The organism is Ferruginibacter sp. HRS2-29 (genome assembly GCF_024343615.1).
Lineage (GTDB): Bacteria > Bacteroidota > Bacteroidia > Chitinophagales > Chitinophagaceae > Ferruginibacter.
This window is the reverse complement of the sequence record NZ_RJUB01000143.1, coordinates 45,889-65,487: the sequence shown is the minus strand read 5'-3', so window position 1 is coordinate 65,487 and position 19,599 is coordinate 45,889. Positions and strand designations below refer to the sequence as shown.

Below are 19,599 nucleotides of genomic sequence, written 5' to 3'. Positions count from 1 at the left end.
TTGATTATTATTGGTTGCAATCTTAAATTTTTACGAGCGTAAATTTCCCGGTTTTGAAATCTACTGTGATCCTGTAGGTTCCGGATTCAGCCGGGGCTTTCATATCGCCACCTCCCGGTTTGAAATTATCGCCCATGGTATTGTTGTTATTGTTGCTGCCATCATACCCGTGTTTATAATCCCAACTGCCAAAGACATCCAGGAACAGGTAGGAATTGTTGGCGATCAGGGGAATCGTCACTTCAAATGTGTAAGCATTTATCTTGGTAAATTTCTGCGGAGCCGGGGGGCTATTTGTCCAATCACTCGGCGTAGCGTTACCTGTTATATAAAGGTTGGCAGGCACCGCGTATTTTACATCAAGATAGGGTGTGATTGTGTATTTCAGCACATTTGAATATGTAGGAACGGCGCCGCCTGAAAGGGAGGCCTTCAGTCTGATCTCCACATTGTGGGGCACATCAAATGCCAGTTCCATACTTAACAAAAAGGCATTCATTTCGCCTACTGTAACGTTGGTTGACAATTCTTTGGAGATCGATTTTTCCTGGATGTTCTTGCCGGTAAAGTTGCTACCGGTAGTATCGACTTGTAATGTATAGGTTACATCCTGTGAACTTACACCTGTGTTGAGCCGGTATTCCGGATTATTCCAGCTGAATGCCATCAGCGTGTTGGCTTTATTGATGATATTAAGTACTACGGTTGAAGGGGAAGCCAAACTGGAAACCAACTTCAGCGGCTGTGCAGGGCCTTCAAAAATCACTTTGTTTTCATCCTTTTTACAGGCTGTAAATGCCAGTGCTGACAGCAGGATGATTGCCAGATTTTTTGTTAACTGTTTCATTGTATGAGTATTTTATACTGTTTATAGATTAGTAACCATCGTTTTGAGACAGGTTAGGATTAGAGCTCCTGTTGGATGCAGGAATCGGGTAAATATTGAATTTTGCATCCACCGCGGTTCCTGAAGCAACTCCGCCTTTCCATGGCCATAAGTAAGTGCCGGTGGTGAGTAATCCGTAGCGGATGAGGTCGGTCCTGCGGTGTCCTTCCCAGAACAATTCGCGGCCCCTTTCGTCCAGGATGCTTTGTAAAGTAAGATCAGATTGCAAAAACGGAGTAGCCGAAGCACGTGCCCTGATCAGGTTTACGTAGCTTAAAGCTGTAGCCGCATCGCCGCCTGTGCCACCACGAAGTACTGCTTCGGCGTAAATCAGATACATTTCCGGCAGGCGCATCAGTGGAAAATCGATATCGGAATAGGCGAGGGTTACGTCAGATACAGGTTGACCGTCTAATCGTTTATTAACGTATTTCCTTACTGCCATACCCGTGCTAAAATCGCCTATGTTCGTTACTGCTATCTGGGCAGGTGTAGGTTTGCGGGTAGAGGTGTAAAAATGCGCTGCCCGCTTATCTTGCATAGAGTCTACGTTGCTGCTGCCGTCTCTTGGAAACAGGTCAGCGAGCCCTTTAGTCGCACGGTATCCGGCCCATCCACCTGAAGCGCCATAATCTGCATTGTCTCCACCTGCCGGAGCATGGATGAAAAAGGAAGTATTACCAAACCCTTGTGTTCTTAAACCATCACAGTTTGCGGTAAAAATAAACTCGTTTTTCTGTTTGTCATTATCGGCCATGAACAGGGTAGCATAACGCGGACTCAATGAGTATCCGCCGCCGATCACTTTCTTGGAAAAAGTAATCGCTTCGGTGTATTTGTCTGCGCCTGTGTAAACTTTTGCATTGAGGTATAATCTTGCCAGCAAACCCCAGCATGCACCCTGGTCTACACGACCATATTCTGCAGTTTTAACAGGAGAAAGGTCATTTTGAATGGCCAGCAACTCTGATTCAACATAAGTGAACAGTTCGGCTCTTGATTTTTCGCCTGGCAGGAATGTTCCTACTCCATCAGCTTCAGTTATGAAGGTTGATTTACCAAACAGGTCGATCATTACCCAGTAATTGAATGCCCTCATGAACCTCGCCTCGGCGCGTGATTTTTTGATGTCTTCGGCATCTGCACCGGTGATATTGTTTTTGGTAAGGTTTTCATCTGTAGCCTGCCTGAGATATTCATTGATCAATGTAATGTTATAGATAGGGCGAGCGTACATTCCGAGTATGAATGGATCTGAACTATTCCAGTTAAGATTATGGAAATTCTTTATAGTCTGGTCATCCCAGGCTACTACTGCCTCATCGGTTGGTAATTCCTGGAGATTAAAAAATGCCCTGATAAAACCTACCTGTGAACCTTCATCCAGCCCGCCGCCTATATCGGGGCTTCCCGCGGGGCCCTGGTTACCGGAAATAGCCAGGGTGCCATAAATTTTTGCCAGAATGCTTTTATATCCTGCCGGGGTCGAGTAAACCTGTTCGCCGGTGAGATCATTTGCAGGAAAAAGATCCAGATTTTTTGCGCACGAAGTAAACAGCATAGCTGCCGCCATGAGCGTGGAAGTTATTTTAAAGATGTTATTTTTCATCACAATTATTTTTTTACGTTAAAAATCAAGACTTGCACCAATGGTGTAAATTCTTGGACGTGGATAAATGGCATTGTCGACACCGAGATTACTTGAGTTTTCAGGATCCAAACCGGTATATTTTGTGAACGTATGCACGTTTTGAATGTTTGCCGATAAACGCAGGTTTGCTTTATTGCGGATAATACGTCCAAAATTATAACCGAAGTTGATATTGTCTATCCGGAAGAATGAAGCGTTCTCCAAATAATAATCTGAATATACGTTTCTAAGCTTGAAATTGGTTTCCAGGAAATCGGTAGTTGCATTGCGGATAATTCCCAACGGATCGCGAACGTTCGCAAGTATTCCGTTATTAGAATTCAGGTTATTGTAAACATAGTTTCCAAATGCACCGTGGCCTGCGATACCAAGCGAGAATTTTTTATAGGTCAGCTGGGTATTGAATCCTAACAACACATCCGCTGCAGGTTTTTTGTAATAATATTTATCATTTTCATCTATTATGCCATTCCTGTCGATATCTTCATACAAACCTTCAATTGGCTTTCCAGCTACATCATACACTTGTTTGAAAACATAAAAAACATACGGGCTGTATCCTACGGCAAACCTGTTGATAGAGTTGCCGGTAGCACCTGCAATTCCACCTACCGTAATGCCCTTGAAATTAGGATCCGGGTTTTTCAGCAGGTTGGTGATCTCGGATTTATTATAAGTAAAATTGAAACCGAGGTCCCAGTTAAAATCTTTACTGCGGATCGGGTTAGTGTTAATAGAAAATTCCACACCATTATTTTCTACATTCCCCACGTTAGTAGTAATAGAGATGTCGAAATTAGCACCAGGTGCTATCGGCACAGTGCTTAAAAGATCGGAAGTTTTCTTTTTATAAACATCAACCGAACCTGTTATGCGATTATTAAGAAAACCAAAATCCAGCCCTGCATTATAGGTCTCGGTAGTTTCCCATTTCAGGTCTCTCACGTAGGCAGATGGGCGGAGAAAGCTGTAAAAATTACTTCCAAACTGGTATTGAGCGGTTTCGGTACTTCTGTTGTAACGGGAGAGATAAGAATAGTAACCGATGCCATCCTGGTTACCGGTTTTACCATAACCAAGGCGTAGCTTCAGGTCGCTCATCACCCTTACTTTACTGAAAAAATCCTCTTTCAGCTTCCATGCCAGTGCTACTGAAGGGAAATAACCCACACGGTTTTCGGGAGAAAATTTAGAGCTCGCATCACGACGGATAGAGGCGGTCAGCAGGTATTTGTTGAAAAAAGTTGCATTGATACGACTGAGATAAGACTCCAGACGGAATTCGTTTGGAAATAATTCAGCTGCCGGTTTTGTACCAGGAATAGTATCTCCCTGCGGCGTAAATGCGTAAAAGCCTACGTCTTCTGTCCTGAATGTCTGGTACGTATAACCCGCCAGGAGGTCGAACCTGAAATCTTTGCTTATTTCCTTGGCATATAAAACGGATGCATCAAACAGTTTATTTGTTTTGCGTTGTTCGTACTGCCCATAACGCCCTTTTGTATGGTAGGCTGTAACAGAAGTTGAATCTACACGGTCTGTTCCTTTACCAATTGTCCTGTCGATACCCATATTTAATAAGAGATGCAGGTCGGGCAGAAAATGGAGCTTATAATCAAGCTGGGCATTACCGATAAAACGATTCACGTTTGATTGGTTATCCCGCAGGTAAAGTTGGTCAAGTGGGTTGGGGGCGATGGATGGCCCGTTAGTATTGATCGGGACACCACTTCCGTTCAGCCACTGAAAGTAACCGCCATATTTATTGGCAGCATCGTACGGTGCTTGAGTAGGATCAAAGTTTACTGCACTACCGATAGCGCCCTCATCAGCGAATACGTTTTTAATATGCGAATATTTAGCCGCGATATTTACCGCCAGATGATCGTCAAAAAATTTAGGATTCAGGTTCAAAGAAGTGCTGACCCTGTCGAACTGGTTTGTTTTCAAAGTTCCTTCCTGGTTCAAATAACCCAGAGAAGCCCGGAAAGGGATTGAGTTCTTGCCTGCTTTGAATGCCCCTGAAGCGCTCAGGTTATTGTCGGCGCCAAAAGCATCCTGGTAAATAAGGTCCTGCCAGTTGGTATTGGCCGTACCTAATTTATTTAAATAAGTATTGTTGCCTGTTGCTGTCGCATCTGCAGTAATGGCTGCACGGATCTGGTCGCCCGTGAGTACATCTACTTTATCGCCAATATGCCCAATCGATAATTTAGTATTGAAGTTGAAAAGTATCTTGCCGCTGCGCCCTTTTTTTGTGGTTACCAGAAGTACCCCATTGGATGCCCGCGACCCGTATAATGCTGTGGCCGATGCATCTTTGAGAATACTGATGGATTCAATATCGTCCGGGTTGATAGTACCCAGGATATTTGGGCCACCGGAAATTCCATTTCCTTCTACAGGGACACCATCGATCACCACCAACGGATCATTGGAAGCATTGAGCGATGCGCCACCCCTAATACGGATACGGCTTCCACCACCAGCAGCACCGCCGCCGGTAGTTACTTCCAGACCGGCAACTTTACCCACGAGCAATTGCTCGGTAGAGTTGATATTCCCTTTCTGGAAATCCTTTACACCAACAGATGTCACCGAACCTGTAAGGTCGGATTTCTTACGGATGCCATAGGCTACCACTACCACGTCTTCGAGGCGGTTAGTGGCTTCCACCAGGGTGATACTTCCATTGTCGTTCGCGGCAGATTCCTGCGTAGTAAAGCCCACAGAAGAGAACACGAGGCGGGCATTGGCAGGAGCGTCGATCCTGTAAGTACCATCTGAATTTGTCTGAACGGAATTTTTAGTTCCTTTTATTGTAACCGTAACACCGGCTACGGCGGAACCATCTTTGGAGTTTGTTACCTTACCGGTAACCACTCTTTGCGCTAATGCTGATACTGAGGCCAGGATAAACAGCATAGCAACAGTTACAATTTTGGTAATTGTCGTTTTTTTCATAATGCAATCATTATCGTTTTTATTAAGGAAACAAGCGTGTACTTTTTACACAATAAGCAGTGTGTAAAAAGTACACAATATTAAACACTTTTTATAATATATAAATAAATTGTTAAAGAATTTATCCACTTAATTTGAGAAAGCCGATGCCGGATGCCAGATGCGGGTTGCCGGAACGTCGAAATTGTCAAGCTTCCTGCACTTCTACGCGTTGATATCCAGCGACAAGCATCCAGCATCCTTATTAAAACCTTCTCGTAAAAGAGCCATGAAACTCAGTAATAGCTGCATTCACATTAAAAGTCAATCCCTATCCAGGTTTTCTTTTTCTTCTCGTATTTTTTGAAATTGAACTGGTACAATTTGCCCGGACGGTGGGGTACATCCTGTTCCATTTCATTGAGATCGGTCAGCAGGTCCATCGAGAAAAATTTCTTACGGAAATTGCGCCTGTCCATCTTGGTATCGAGGATGGATTCGTAGAGGTTTTGTAATTCCCGGAGGGAGAATTTTTTGGGTAACAAATTGAAACCCAATGGATGTTCGAGTATCCTTTTTTGCAAACGTTTGTAACACGTATCGAAGATCTCCTGATGGTCGAATGCCAGGTCGGTCACATTTTTTACATCATGCCAGTGCAGTTCGTTATCGTAGATCTTCAGCTTGTGGTGCTGGATATTGATCAGGGAATAATAGGCTACCGTGATCACACGGCCGGCCGGATGGCGTTTTATCTCGCCAAAAGTATGCACCTGCTCCAGGTAGATGTCATCCAGCCCGGTACGCTGCTGCAATATCCTGTAGGCCGATTTGTCCAGGTCTTCCGCCGGCTTGATAAGATCGCCCAGCAACGACCATTTTCCTTTATATTTTTTCAGATCGCTCCGGATCAGGAGCACTTTAAGCTTGTTTTCATCGAAACCGAAGATCACACAATCCACTGATAATGCGATGCGGTTGGTATTCTGCACTTCCGACTGAATGGTCAGGATACTTTTTTCGCTCTGCGATAATTTACTTTCTAATTCCATCATCTCTCTATGGTGTTGAATTATTGTTTTACAAATGCGATGTAGTTTTCTTTTTTATTCTGCTGAACCCTCAGGAAATATGTTCCTGCCGACAAGTTATTGAATTCATTGGTGATATTCAGATAATGCTGTCCGGAAACTTTCGCTGTGTTCATCAATACTTTCACCCTTTCGCCTTTGGCGCTTACGATCGAAATGATCACCTGGCCATATCCGCTCACGCTGTAATCGATGATGGCGCTTGAGTGAACCGGGTTTGGTGATATTTTTATTCCGATACCGTCCCTCAGGTTGAGGATGGTATTGTTCCTCGAAGCGGTGGCAAATGTGCTTTGCGTATACACGCCACTGTTGGTTGCGCTGCAATTGGCACTTACCCTCCATTGATAGGTGATCCCCTGGGTAAGATTGCCCAGCACGATATTGTTGTTGGTGATACCTGTGCCCGCAGTTGTCCAACCGGCTGTATTTTCCGCTTTGTATTCTACCGTGTAAAAATTACCAGCCTGTCCGTTCCAGTTAAGTGTTGCGGAGCCATTGCCGATGTTGGTGACATTCAATCCTGATGGTGCGGCAGGTGTTGCATTTACATTTACCTGTATCATAGTACGCGGGCCTTCGCCACAACTGTTGCTTTGCGATACATAATAACTGGTAGTACCGCTTGTGTTGGTAGCGGGTATGATGGCTGTTGAAGTACCCGTGCCACCAGTAGCTGTGGTATACCATAGCAGGCTGTTGCCTGTAGCCTGTAATGCAGTGGCGATAGTATTCTGGCAATAGGTAACCGGTGAAGTTACGGCAGGTGTTCCCGGCAATGGATTCACTGTAACAGTGATCATTGCTCTCGGGCTTTCGCAGGTGCCATTTGATTGTGATACATAATAACTGGTAGTGCCTGCATTAGCCGTAGATGGAGTAGGAGCTGTTGCGGTTCCTGTTCCGCCGGTTGCAGTGGTGTACCACAGCAGGTTTGTACCTGTTGCGGTCAGCGGGCTTGCAGTAGCATTCTGGCAATAAGTCTGGGTAGCCGTTACGGTGGGAGCTGCAGGTATTGTTGCTCCGGCGATGGTTACCGTTACGGTGCTGCTGCAACCTTTTGAATCGGTTACAACAACGATGTGATTGCCGCTTGCAAGTCCGGTGAAGATATTCGAAGCCTGTGCAGGGCCGCCATTGAGTGTGTAGTTGAATGGTGTGGTGCCGGATGTAGTGGTAATGGTGATCGTGCCGGCGTTATTGCCACAGCCTGCGGGTGTGGTGGCAACCGTGAAAGTTACCGCCGGGTTTACTGTTACAACAATAGCTGCTCTTGGGCTTTCGCCGCAGCTTTGGGTCTGGCTCACATAATATGTGGTATTACCTGCTGTTGTTGTGAGTGGAGTAGGCGCTGTTGCTGAACCTGTACCACCAGTTGGGCCGGTATACCACAGCAAGGCTGTGCCTGTTGCGGTCAGCGGAACTGCCGTAGCATTCAGGCAATAATTTACCGGAGTAGTTACAGTTGGTGCAGGCGTACCTGCAGTGATGGTAACGGTAATGGCTGTACGCGGACTTTCACAAGTGCCGGGAGTCTGGCTTACATAATAGAGGGTATTACCGATGGTGGTGGTAGATGGAGTGGGCGCTGTTGCAGAACCCGTTCCGCCTGTTGATCCTGTGTACCACAAAAGGTTGGTACCCGTTGCGGTCAGCGGTGCTGCTGTAGCATTGAGGCAATAACTTACCGGCGTGGTAGCTGTTGGTGCTGCAGGCAATGCGGTGATGTTTACCACGATGGCGGCTCTTGGGCCTTCGCAGCCTGCCGTCTGGCTCACATAATAAGTGGTGCTTCCAACTGTTCCTGTTGCAGGAGTCGGGGCTGTTGCAGACCCGGTTCCGCCTGTGGAGCTGGTGTACCAAAGCAACCCTGTTCCTGTGGCAGTCAGCGGGATAGCCGTTGCATTCTGGCAAATATTTACCGGTGTGGTCACTGTCGGAGCCGCTGTATTACAAGGTACGGCCGACATATAAATGTGGTATTCGCCTGGTTGTAAAGTGATCGATTGTGTTGTGGATGAAAGGTTGAAAGTTGTACTGGTAGTGCCGTTGATGGCTGTACCCGTACCATTGCTGATGTAATTTACCCAATCACCTGTGGATTGAAATGTAACAGATTTTGTTTGTGGCACCACATCCATATTGGCCACCACAGTCACTTTTCTTCCCGTTGCCGAAGGATCGGCTATCTGGAAAACTTTTACAAGTCCGCTGCCAAAATCATACGTGAAAGAAGTGTTGTTGAAGATTGCAGGATTATTCAACCGGAGATCGATGATGCTTTTGTAAGTATCATACAAATGCCTGCGGTTTGCATCATTCATATATTCCCAATGAGGGGGTTTGTTGGCCACATTCGATCCGCCGAATGTGAGCGGGATATCATATCCTCTTTCTTCAAACTGCCAGATCATTTTAGGGCCTGGTACAGTGAAGAAAACCGTTGCGGCAGCTTCTTCCCTTGCCAACGCGGTAGCGAGATTTTTTACATTGTAGGAGCCGCTTACGTTTCCGAACTGGAGATTTTTATACATCGTCCTTTCTTCATCGTGGCTTTCCATATAACCTACTGATGCAGGATTGTTATAAGCTCTCGATGGGCTGCTATATGCGATCGGTGAAATGTCTGAGTTGTCTGCAAAGCCCATCGTTACCTGGTTGTAACGGAAATTGTTATTTCCCCAAAGCATGAATCCATGGGCAGCATATTCCTGTTCTTCCTGGCTAGGTAATGTTCCCAAAAATTCGAGGATCATGTATGCATCCGGGTGAGCGGCGATGGTGGCGTCATAGTACCTGTTGAGATTTGCAACACGGGATGCATCGTAATTTTCTACTGTAGTTGTGTTGGTGGCGGTTTGTGTAAATCCTTTGGCAAGGTCCATCCTGTAACCATCAATTTTGTATTCGGTTATCCAGAAATCCAGCGCACGTTTTACAAGGTATTGCGTAGCGGTAGATGTATGGTTGAGGTCGTTGAAAACGCTGTAGGGATGCGGTGCCGAAATGTTCATCCATGGGTTGTTGGCAGCAGGCCTGTTGTTGGCAGCATCCCAATATAATTTCGCCTGCGGTGCACCGTTATCCAGTTGGTTGTATACCACATCAAGTAATACGGCTATACCATTGGCGTGGCATTTATCAACGAATTCTTTCAGCTTGTTTTTTGTACCGTAATATTTATCCGGCGCAAAATAATAAGTTGGGTTATACCCCCAGCTTTCATTGCCTGTAAATTCGTTCACCGGCATCAGCTCGATGGCATTGATACCAAGATTTTTGAAATACTGAAATGAATCTATCAGCGATTGATAACTATGTTCCGCAGTAAAATCCCTGATCAGCAATTCATAGATCATCAGGTTCTTTTTATCGGGCTTCGTGTACGTGGTCGTCTGCCAGGTATACTGTGGTTCTGCAGTCTGAAGTATACCCACCACATCTGTTGTAAGCCCGGTTGGATAAGGCTTCAGGTTAGGGTAGGTAACGGCGTTGATGAACTGGTCGTTGTTGGGGTCAAGTACTTTTTGTGTATATGGGTCTGCAATCCTTATGGTATTATCCACCAGGTATTGGAAGCCGTATTCCGTTCCCGGAGTAAGGCCTGTAACGGTTGCCCACCAATAATTTCCATCCGGTGTTTTATTCATCTGGCTGGTGCAGGATGCTGACCAGTTGTTGAAATCGCCGATGAGGGAAACGGTTGTTTTTCCAGGGGCAAATAAAACAAGTGTAGCAGATGTATTTCCGGAAAGATAATTTATACCCTCCTGAACACCTGCGGGCAATGCCGCTACGTTCACGGGATTTGCTACATTGAATACGGTCGAATCTTTTGCTGTATTGGAACCTGCCGTGCCCGTCACGATCATCTTTTGTTCGCAGGCCACCGTGATAGTCTGCTGAACGCCGATGGTATCTTTTGGAGGAACGGCAGTCGCTACCTGGGTACCGTTGAAATTCAAGGAAAGATTTGATGGCTGGGAAGCCGCGGCTTTGAACGCGATGGTAGAACCAACACTTGCTGTGATAGGCTCCAGCCATGGAACGAACCGTGGTTCCGACGGAGGAAGTATCATTTTGATGGCATATTGCCCGGCCGGGTAAACAGGTACATACATATCGCTGCCATCAGAATTTACCTGTTTTAAAGAACCATCTCCATTCCGGAAAATGATGGTGATCTTCTGGATCGTTTCGCCTACGGGTACTCCGAAAAATGTACGCGGGTTGGCAATTGTGTACGAATAAAGGTTCGCGCCGTCTACCGTAGCTTTTGCAGCGGCATCGGTGGAACCCCAGGTAAACCTGGTGTATTTCCAGTCTGTAGGGCCTGTGCTCAGGTTGGTGATAACCCCCACATGTACAAAAACGTTGTTGGAACTTCCGCCCTGGTAATTCAGCAATCCTTTGTTGCCTTTATTACAATCCACACTTATAGTAACAGAAGCGGCATCGGTTGGAAATTCTGGTGTGGTTACCAGCAGGCGTTGCGCATGAGCTACGAAGGATACTAGCACGCATGCGATAGCAATCGAAAGACTTTTCATCAGCAAGTTAATTTAATGTGTAAATCTAACACATTATTTTAATTGCGGGGTAATAAAATATCCACTTTTTAAAATACAGATTGCACGAATTTTCGCGAATTACACGAATTAGCGAAGGGTAAAGGAAAAAGCATATAATAATCCAATGAAAGGTAATATGAAAGACCTTATCTATATATTACCTGCCCTTTTATGGTCTATCTTAGCTGATTCGTGTAATTCGTTTCAATTCGTGTAATCATCACTTTTTCAATTCCAGTACATACATCTGCTTCGCCGGAATATTGAATTTCTTCCCTCTCAGTTCTCCGTTCAATACATCGATAGCGGTTCTGAAACCATCGGTTCTTTCAGCATATTTATTAAGATCGACTTCTTTTTCCTTTTCAGCGGTGTTCATTACACACATGACCGTCTGTTTGTCGTCGTACCTGAAGTATACGTACAGCCCATCATCCGGAGAATATTGCATCAGCTTTCCGGTTTGGATGGCCGATGAATTTTTTCTGAAGTTGGCGAGTGTGCGGATGTGATTGAAAATGCTGTTCTCTTTATTTGTCCTGCCGGCCGCCGTAAATTTATTGAGCTTGTCGTTTTTCCAGCCGCCCATGAAATCGGAGCGTACCAGCCCATCAGGATTGGTGAAACCGGTCATGAGGTTTTCCATACCATAATACATCTGTGGTACCCCGCGGAAAGTGAGCAACCAGGAGAGTGCTATTTTGTATTTGGTAGTGTCTTCGCCTACCACCGAATAAAATCTAGGCAGATCGTGGTTGTCTAAGAAAATCACCTGGCGCATCGGGTCCTTGTACACGAAATCCTGTGCAGCCACAGTGTAGAGCTTATTTACACCATCTGTCCAGCCAAACTTATCGTTTACCGTAGGGGTGATGCCATAGAACAACAACTGAAAATCGGTGGTTGCCTGCAGGTTGCTTTTGAAAGGGATGTTGTAATTATTCTGGCAGAAATAACTCTGGTTGGGCACGCCGTGTACCCATGTTTCCCCAAACAATGTGATGGATGGGTATTCATCATACAGTGCTTTGTTGCAGCGGTTCATAAAAGGCAGGTCGTTGTAAGGGTAGGTATCGATCCTCCATCCGTCCACACCAAATTCTTCTACGCTCCAGATAGCATTTTGTATGAGAAAGTTGGCTACGAAGGGATTGCGCTCGTTCATATCCGGCATTTCGTTGGTGAACCATCCGTCGCTCATTTGTTTTACCTGCGAAGGCGCCGCATGCGGATCAAACAGTACCTGGTCTTTATAAGTCGTCTGCGTAAACTTCGGCCATTCGTTCAACCAATCTTTCATTGGTTTGTCTACTACCGTAAAATGGTACAAGCCCACATGATTATACACCGCATCCTGCATGAGTTTCATACCCTTTGCATGCAATGCATCACTCAGTTTTTTATAAGCAGCGTTGCCGCCCAATCTTGGTTCTACTTTATAATGATCGGTGATCGCGTAGCCATGTTCTGTTCTTCTTGGCATATCATTTTCCAGCACTGGTGTCATCCATACAGTGGTCACGCCAAGATCCTGCAAATAATCCAGGTGATTGATCACGCCCTGTAAGTCGCCGCCATGGCGGTGATACATCGAATCCCTGTCGAGCGACTGATCTTTCATGCCGGCGACCCTGTCGTTGCTTTCGTCGCCATTGCTGAAGCGGTCGGGCATCAGCAGGTAAACCAGGTCGGCGGAAGTAACGCCTTGCGCAAATTTTTTGCCCGGGCCTTCGCGGCGTTTTTCCAGCGGCCAGTCGAGCGTGGTATTTTTTCCGCTGCCGCTGAAATTTATTTTCACGATCCCGGGTTTTGCCGCAGTCGAAATGGTTACATCCAATGCGTAATAATTAGGGTTTTCGAGCCTGTTTATTTTTGTAAGTGTAACGCCCGGGTAATTCAGCGTCACATTTTGTGCGTTGAATTTTTCGCCGCTGCCATGCACGAGTATCTGCACTTTATTCCATTTCATCCCGGTCCACCAGTTGGTAGGGTAGAGGGAGATGTTTTGTGCGAAAAGATTATTTGCAAGCAATGAAAGGATGGGCAGTAATAAATATTTTTTCATGAATATTTTTTTGGTCAGTTAAGTTGTTGTTACCGCTAAAGCGTGCTCTTTTTAAACCGGCCTTTCGTTTTCAATCTCGAGTTTTGCGGCCAGTAAAGCATCTTCTGCATTGTCTTTTTTCTCGTTGATAAATAAATAGCAGATGATGGCCGCGATGACCATCAATACACCACCGATCTGCACCGCCAGCAGTCGGTCGTTATTCAACACATTTCTCATTAGCCAGCCAAAACCAAGCGAGGCAATGATCTCAGGCAATACGATAAAGAAATTGAAAATGCCCATATAAATCCCAACCTTGTCTCTCGGCAATACTCCGCTCAGCATTGCATAAGGCATCGAAAGTATGCTCGACCAGGCTATGCCAATCCCGGTCATACACACATAAAGCATATACTTATCGTGTACGAATGCAACACTGATAAGGCCTGCAGCGCCACAAAGCAGACAAAGGGCATGTGTAAGCTTACGGCCAAGGTTATCAGCGATAGTAGGCAAAATGAAAGCGAATACGAAAGTGACCACACTATAATATGCCAGTGTAAGGCTGCCAAAATCTGCTCCTTCCGCATAAACCGGATCGCTGGCATCTTTTCCACCAAAAACGTTTACGGCCACGGCTGTAGAATAATAAAACCACATCAGGAAAAGTCCGGGCCAGGTAAAAAATTGTACCAACGAAATGATCTTCATTCGTTTTGGCATATTGGATAAAGCGTGAAATATTTCTTTTACACCACCACCAAAACCTTTATTGGATTCTTTTACTTTTTCTTTGAAACCTGTATCGGCAGGTGGATATTCTTTGGTAGTAAATACTGTGTAAAGAACTGCGGAAAGAAAGAAGAAAGCACCTAAATAAAAGGAGACCTTCACATTCTCAGGTATTTCTCCTGCTGCAGCGGTATTCGTAAAATGAAAAACATTTTTCATGAGCCAGGGCAGCGATGATGCCACGCTTCCCCCGAGGCCGATCATGAGGCTTTGCATCACAAACCCACGGTTCACCTGCGAATCCGGTAATTTATCGGTAACAAATGCCCTAAAGGGTTCCATGGCTATATTGCCGAATACATCCAATATCCAAAGCAATCCTGCTGCCATCCAGATGGTGCCGCTATGTGGCATAAATAACAATGCTATGGAACTCACTATGGCGCCGATCATAAAATATGGCCTGCGCCGTCCCCATTTTGGGTGCCATGTGCGATCGCTGAGGTAACCGATGATCGGCTGAACCAGCAGGCCTGTCAAAGGTGCCGCTAAAAAAAGAATAGGGATTTCATCAGGGTTAGCACCGAGATTTTCGTAGATGCGCCCCATGTTGGCCCTTTGCAGATCCCAGCCAAACTGGATCCCGAAGAAGCCTACGCTCATGTTGATGATCTGTGCAATGGAAAGTTTCGGTTTGTTACCAAACAGGTTTGTTGACATAGCAATCGTTTAAAGTAATTAGTTGTGTATTTTGTACACAATGCTAATGTACAATAAAATTCCGAATCCATAGTTTGCGTGGATAATTCTCTAATATATAGGAGCATTCCGCCTGATATGATACTGACTTCTTATGCGACAATTTTGCGAACGTTCATCACGTTCCTGTAGTTGTGATTTGCTTTCAAAACTTTTACTAACTTAGTTCTTACACAACTTATGGCCAGATAACCTTTTATAAGGCCGAGTTGTGATTTGCTTTCAAAACTTTTACTAACTTAGTTCTTACACAACCTTCTTTGGATGGTCAATCATTATGCTACGGTTGTGATTTGCTTTCAAAACTTTTACTAACTTAGTTCTTACACAACACCATCGGAATAGTTTGGAGCAGGGTTGATGTTGTGATTTGCTTTCAAAACTTTTACTAACTTAGTTCTTACACAACTTCGCTTCGTCTATTGAATGGCTCGACGAAGTTGTGATTTGCTTTCAAAACTTTTACTAACTTAGTTCTTACACAACATACCTGCCTTTTGAGCCGATCTTCACCGCGTTGTGATTTGCTTTCAAAACTTTTACTAACTTAGTTCTTACACAACGCGGGCACGGGATGAACTGTTGAAGGAACTGTTGTGATTTGCTTTCAAAACTTTTACTAACTTAGTTCTTACACAACGAATGACTTTTTTATAGTAACCATCTTCACGTTGTGATTTGCTTTCAAAACTTTTACTAACTTAGTTCTTACACAACACACGCCAGAAAGGTTGCTATTTAAATAATGTTGTGATTTGCTTTCAAAACTTTTACTAACTTAGTTCTTACACAACGAATGATCGAGGGCGCGACGACCGGCTTGGGTTGTGATTTGCTTTCAAAACTTTTACTAACTTAGTTCTTACACAACAAACCGGTTGCATATTGGGTAAGGCCTGTGTTGTGATTTGCTTTCAAAACTTTTACTAACTTAGTTCTTACACAACGATTCCAGGATACTTAACGTTAATGATCTCGTTGTGATTTGCTTTCAAAACTTTTACTAACTTAGTTCTTACACAACACATTCGAGTCGTTACCAACAACACCGGAGTTGTGATTTGCTTTCAAAACTTTTACTAACTTAGTTCTTACACAACGCTAACCAGGTACCAAAAAGGGTGTCGGGTGTTGTGATTTGCTTTCAAAACTTTTACTAACTTAGTTCTTACACAACAGAAGTACAGGGAGCGACTGGTACTTCAGGGTTGTGATTTGCTTTCAAAACTTTTACTAACTTAGTTCTTACACAACAATTAAATTATAAAGGTTCGATGGCAGCGTGTTGTGATTTGCTTTCAAAACTTTTACTAACTTAGTTCTTACACAACCTCACATCTTTAAGGACGGTGAGAAATGGTGTTGTGATTTGCTTTCAAAACTTTTACTAACTTAGTTCTTACACAACAGAAACCGCCCCTTTCACCACCCTGGTACTGTTGTGATTTGCTTTCAAAACTTTTACTAACTTAGTTCTTACACAACAATCCAACCATCATGAGTAGCTACTCAAACGTTGTGATTTGCTTTCAAAACTTTTACTAACTTAGTTCTTACACAACGAGCTGATATGGCAAAGAAGCTCGGCTATAGTTGTGATTTGCTTTCAAAACTTTTACTAACTTAGTTCTTACACAACACAGCAGTCCTTTGCGATGATGTTACCGCAGTTGTGATTTGCTTTCAAAACTTTTACTAACTTAGTTCTTACACAACTTAACTGACCTTCCGCACGATTCCGACCCCGTTGTGATTTGCTTTCAAAACTTTTACTAACTTAGTTCTTACACAACGCATCGAAAGCGGAAAAACAGGATGTTGTTGTTGTGATTTGCTTTCAAAACTTTTACTAACTTAGTTCTTACACAACGTTAACGGTAGCTGATTGAATTGCCATTTTGTTGTGATTTGCTTTCAAAACTTTTACTAACTTAGTTCTTACACAACTAATGCGTAAAGCCTGGTCCTGGTCTGTCAGTTGTGATTTGCTTTCAAAACTTTTACTAACTTAGTTCTTACACAACTTTGGCGGTGGCGGGGCTTCAGGTGAATGGGTTGTGATTTGCTTTCAAAACTTTTACTAACTTAGTTCTTACACAACACTGGCACCGGCTTTCTCAAAGTGAAAGATGTTGTGATTTGCTTTCAAAACTTTTACTAACTTAGTTCTTACACAACCCCTTCTTCCTGAACATAAGCGATGATCTGGTTGTGATTTGCTTTCAAAACTTTTACTAACTTAGTTCTTACACAACGCCATCCAGCGGGCGGCTATCAGTGCGGTAGTTGTGATTTGCTTTCAAAACTTTTACTAACTTAGTTCTTACACAACGTTCAGTTCGGCACGTACGTAGCAGCCGCTGTTGTGATTTGCTTTCAAAACTTTTACTAACTTAGTTCTTACACAACCCAAAGCGAATTATCTTGCGTTCTTATGCTGTTGTGATTTGCTTTCAAAACTTTTACTAACTTAGTTCTTACACAACACAGGCGAATGGCGATATTAACCCTTCGGCGTTGTGATTTGCTTTCAAAACTTTTACTAACTTAGTTCTTACACAACTCCGGTTGGCATTTTTCAAAAGAAGATCTAGTTGTGATTTGCTTTCAAAACTTTTACTAACTTAGTTCTTACACAACGTGATAAGTACCTGACCGCGTGGAAGATTGTTGTGATTTGCTTTCAAAACTTTTACTAACTTAGTTCTTACACAACACTATCCTGCGCGCCCTCCACGTCCATCGGTTGTGATTTGCTTTCAAAACTTTTACTAACTTAGTTCTTACACAACTGAACCCCTGGCAAGGACTGCCGCCTATCAGTTGTGATTTGCTTTCAAAACTTTTACTAACTTAGTTCTTACACAACATAGTAGGTGCAGGGTTCACAAGATCTGCAGTTGTGATTTGCTTTCAAAACTTTTACTAACTTAGTTCTTACACAACAGATGCTACAGGGAAGATATGGAAAGCGCCGTTGTGATTTGCTTTCAAAACTTTTACTAACTTAGTTCTTACACAACTTCTTCTTCTGCCATAACTATTCATTTTCTGTTGTGATTTGCTTTCAAAACTTTTACTAACTTAGTTCTTACACAACAAATTTTGTTATTTGTTTTGCTTTGATAGAGTTGTGATTTGCTTTCAAAACTTTTACTAACTTAGTTCTTACACAACTAATACCTCTTGCCGCTGCTGCCGCTACCTGTTGTGATTTGCTTTCAAAACTTTTACTAACTTAGTTCTTACACAACCCCTGTCCCCTGAAACGTCAACGCTCATATGTTGTGATTTGCTTTCAAAACTTTTACTAACTTAGTTCTTACACAACCGTGAAAAATTTCTCATGCCACGGAGTAGGTTGTGATTTGCTTTCAAAACTTTTACTAACTTAGTTCTTACACAACCCTGGGCGGTAAGCCCGCCGACGCCCTCTTGTTGTGATTTGCTTTCAAAACTTTTACTAACTTAGTTCTTACACAACCATAACAATCAACTTTGCCGCTGGTGCCCGTTGTGATTTGCTTTCAAAACTTTTACTAACTTAGTTCTTACACAACTGGTTAATTGCGTCGCTGGCATCGTACATCGTTGTGATTTGCTTTCAAAACTTTTACTAACTTAGTTCTTACACAACAGAAATCTTGCTGGCATTGGCAACATCCTGTTGTGATTTGCTTTCAAAACTTTTACTAACTTAGTTCTTACACAACGTTAAAGTTACTGTATTGGCGTCAGTTCTCGTTGTGATTTGCTTTCAAAACTTTTACTAACTTAGTTCTTACACAACCAGTGTCTTTTGTGCTGCCTATTACTATGGGTTGTGATTTGCTTTCAAAACTTTTACTAACTTAGTTCTTACACAACAGTTATATATATAACGCTTGCAAGCGTAAGTTGTGATTTGCTTTCAAAACTTTTACTAACTTAGTTCTTACACAACAAAAGCTATTTGCTTAATAATGCTATCCGTGTTGTGATTTGCTTTCAAAACTTTTACTAACTTAGTTCTTACACAACAATGATCGAGGGCGCGACGACCGGCTTGGAGTTGTGATTTGCTTTCAAAACTTTTACTAACTTAGTTCTTACACAACAAGATGAAACTTAAGGAATTTTTATTCGATGTTGTGATTTGCTTTCAAAACTTTTACTAACTTAGTTCTTACACAACATACTGATTTCTTAGCCATTCGCTTTTTGTGTTGTGATTTGCTTTCAAAACTTTTACTAACTTAGTTCTTACACAACCTATTTTACGAACGATGCTGGCACGGCCTTGTTGTGATTTGCTTTCAAAACTTTTACTAACTTAGTTCTTACACAACACCACCGGCGATTGCCATTTGAACCACGTAGTTGTGATTTGCTTTCAAAACTTTTACTAACTTAGTTCTTACACAACAACAACGGCGACAACAGCAACACCGGCGGTGTTGTGATTTGCTTTCAAAACTTTTACTAACTTAGTTCTTACACAACACGAATCGCTGAAAGTATTGCTGGTATTGATTCTAAGTTAGTTCACAGGATTAAAAAATGGGGGTTTCTCCCAGTTTTTTAATCCTGTTTTTATTATTTAAAACATTTCTAATTGCTGAATGGGGGCATTGGCCGACACTGTTTTATGCCCATGAAAGATCTCCATCATGCCAAATTGCTTGTCGGTAATGCACATGATACCTACATGCCCCTTCTCAGGAAGTATCTTTTTTACCCTTTTTATATGAACTTCAGCATTTTCACGGCTGGCACAATGACGCATGTAAATACTGAATTGAAACATATTGAAGCCGTCCTTCAGTATATTTTTACGGAAAAGCGCATAAATCTTACGCTCTTTTGCCGTTTCGGTCGGAAGATCGAAAAATACAAGTACCCACATAATTCTATATGCGTTTAGGCGGTTTTGCATTAAA

Annotated in this window: 8 protein-coding genes and 1 CRISPR repeat array; all 8 genes read right to left on the bottom strand. The window is 43.3% G+C overall.

What is annotated here, in order from left to right; translation table 11 throughout:
* Positions 1-22: 22 nt before the first annotated feature.
* On the bottom strand, positions 23-847 hold the full coding sequence (locus tag EGI32_RS16560; RefSeq protein WP_255156468.1) for a SusE domain-containing protein: 825 nt from the start codon (positions 845-847) through the stop codon (positions 23-25).
* A 28-nt stretch (positions 848-875) separates the two neighbouring features.
* Entirely contained in the window at positions 876-2,495 is a 1,620-nt protein-coding gene (locus EGI32_RS16555) for a RagB/SusD family nutrient uptake outer membrane protein (RefSeq protein WP_255156467.1), read from the bottom strand.
* An 18-nt stretch (positions 2,496-2,513) separates the two neighbouring features.
* Positions 2,514-5,501, bottom strand: coding sequence for a SusC/RagA family TonB-linked outer membrane protein (locus EGI32_RS16550; RefSeq protein WP_255156466.1), 2,988 nt, complete (start codon positions 5,499-5,501; stop codon positions 2,514-2,516).
* A 296-nt stretch (positions 5,502-5,797) separates the two neighbouring features.
* Positions 5,798-6,535, bottom strand: coding sequence for an NUDIX domain-containing protein (locus EGI32_RS16545; protein ID WP_255156465.1), 738 nt, complete (start codon positions 6,533-6,535; stop codon positions 5,798-5,800).
* Between the two features lie 17 nt (positions 6,536-6,552).
* Positions 6,553-11,121: an alpha-amylase family glycosyl hydrolase gene (locus EGI32_RS16540; protein WP_255156464.1), complete on the bottom strand. Its 4,569-nt coding sequence runs from the start codon at positions 11,119-11,121 to the stop codon at positions 6,553-6,555.
* A 241-nt stretch (positions 11,122-11,362) separates the two neighbouring features.
* Positions 11,363-13,207, bottom strand: coding sequence for a glycoside hydrolase family 13 protein (locus tag EGI32_RS16535; protein ID WP_255156463.1), 1,845 nt, complete (start codon positions 13,205-13,207; stop codon positions 11,363-11,365).
* Between the two features lie 51 nt (positions 13,208-13,258).
* Positions 13,259-14,641 (bottom strand): MFS transporter, encoded by a 1,383-nt coding sequence (locus EGI32_RS16530; protein ID WP_255156462.1) that lies wholly within the window; start codon positions 14,639-14,641, stop codon positions 13,259-13,261.
* 170 nt (positions 14,642-14,811) lie between these two features.
* A CRISPR array of direct repeats spans positions 14,812-17,243; the repeat unit is 47 nt; unit sequence GTTGTGATTTGCTTTCAAAACTTTTACTAACTTAGTTCTTACACAAC.
* Between the two features lie 2,016 nt (positions 17,244-19,259).
* The gene (gene cas2, locus EGI32_RS16525; RefSeq protein WP_255156461.1) at positions 19,260-19,565 is read right to left on the bottom strand and encodes a CRISPR-associated endonuclease Cas2; all 306 of its coding nucleotides are present in this window, start codon (positions 19,563-19,565) and stop codon (positions 19,260-19,262) included.
* Between the last annotated feature and the right edge of the window lie 34 nt (positions 19,566-19,599).

Coding starts and splice junctions, on each gene's coding strand:
- EGI32_RS16560 (WP_255156468.1), bottom strand. CDS start 847: ATGAAACAGTTAACAAAAAATCTGGCAATCATCCTGCTGTCAGCACTG.
- EGI32_RS16555 (WP_255156467.1), bottom strand. CDS start 2,495: ATGAAAAATAACATCTTTAAAATAACTTCCACGCTCATGGCGGCAGCT.
- EGI32_RS16550 (WP_255156466.1), bottom strand. CDS start 5,501: ATGAAAAAAACGACAATTACCAAAATTGTAACTGTTGCTATGCTGTTT.
- EGI32_RS16545 (WP_255156465.1), bottom strand. CDS start 6,535: ATGATGGAATTAGAAAGTAAATTATCGCAGAGCGAAAAAAGTATCCTG.
- EGI32_RS16540 (WP_255156464.1), bottom strand. CDS start 11,121: ATGAAAAGTCTTTCGATTGCTATCGCATGCGTGCTAGTATCCTTCGTA.
- EGI32_RS16535 (WP_255156463.1), bottom strand. CDS start 13,207: ATGAAAAAATATTTATTACTGCCCATCCTTTCATTGCTTGCAAATAAT.
- EGI32_RS16530 (WP_255156462.1), bottom strand. CDS start 14,641: ATGTCAACAAACCTGTTTGGTAACAAACCGAAACTTTCCATTGCACAG.
- cas2 (WP_255156461.1), bottom strand. CDS start 19,565: ATGTGGGTACTTGTATTTTTCGATCTTCCGACCGAAACGGCAAAAGAG.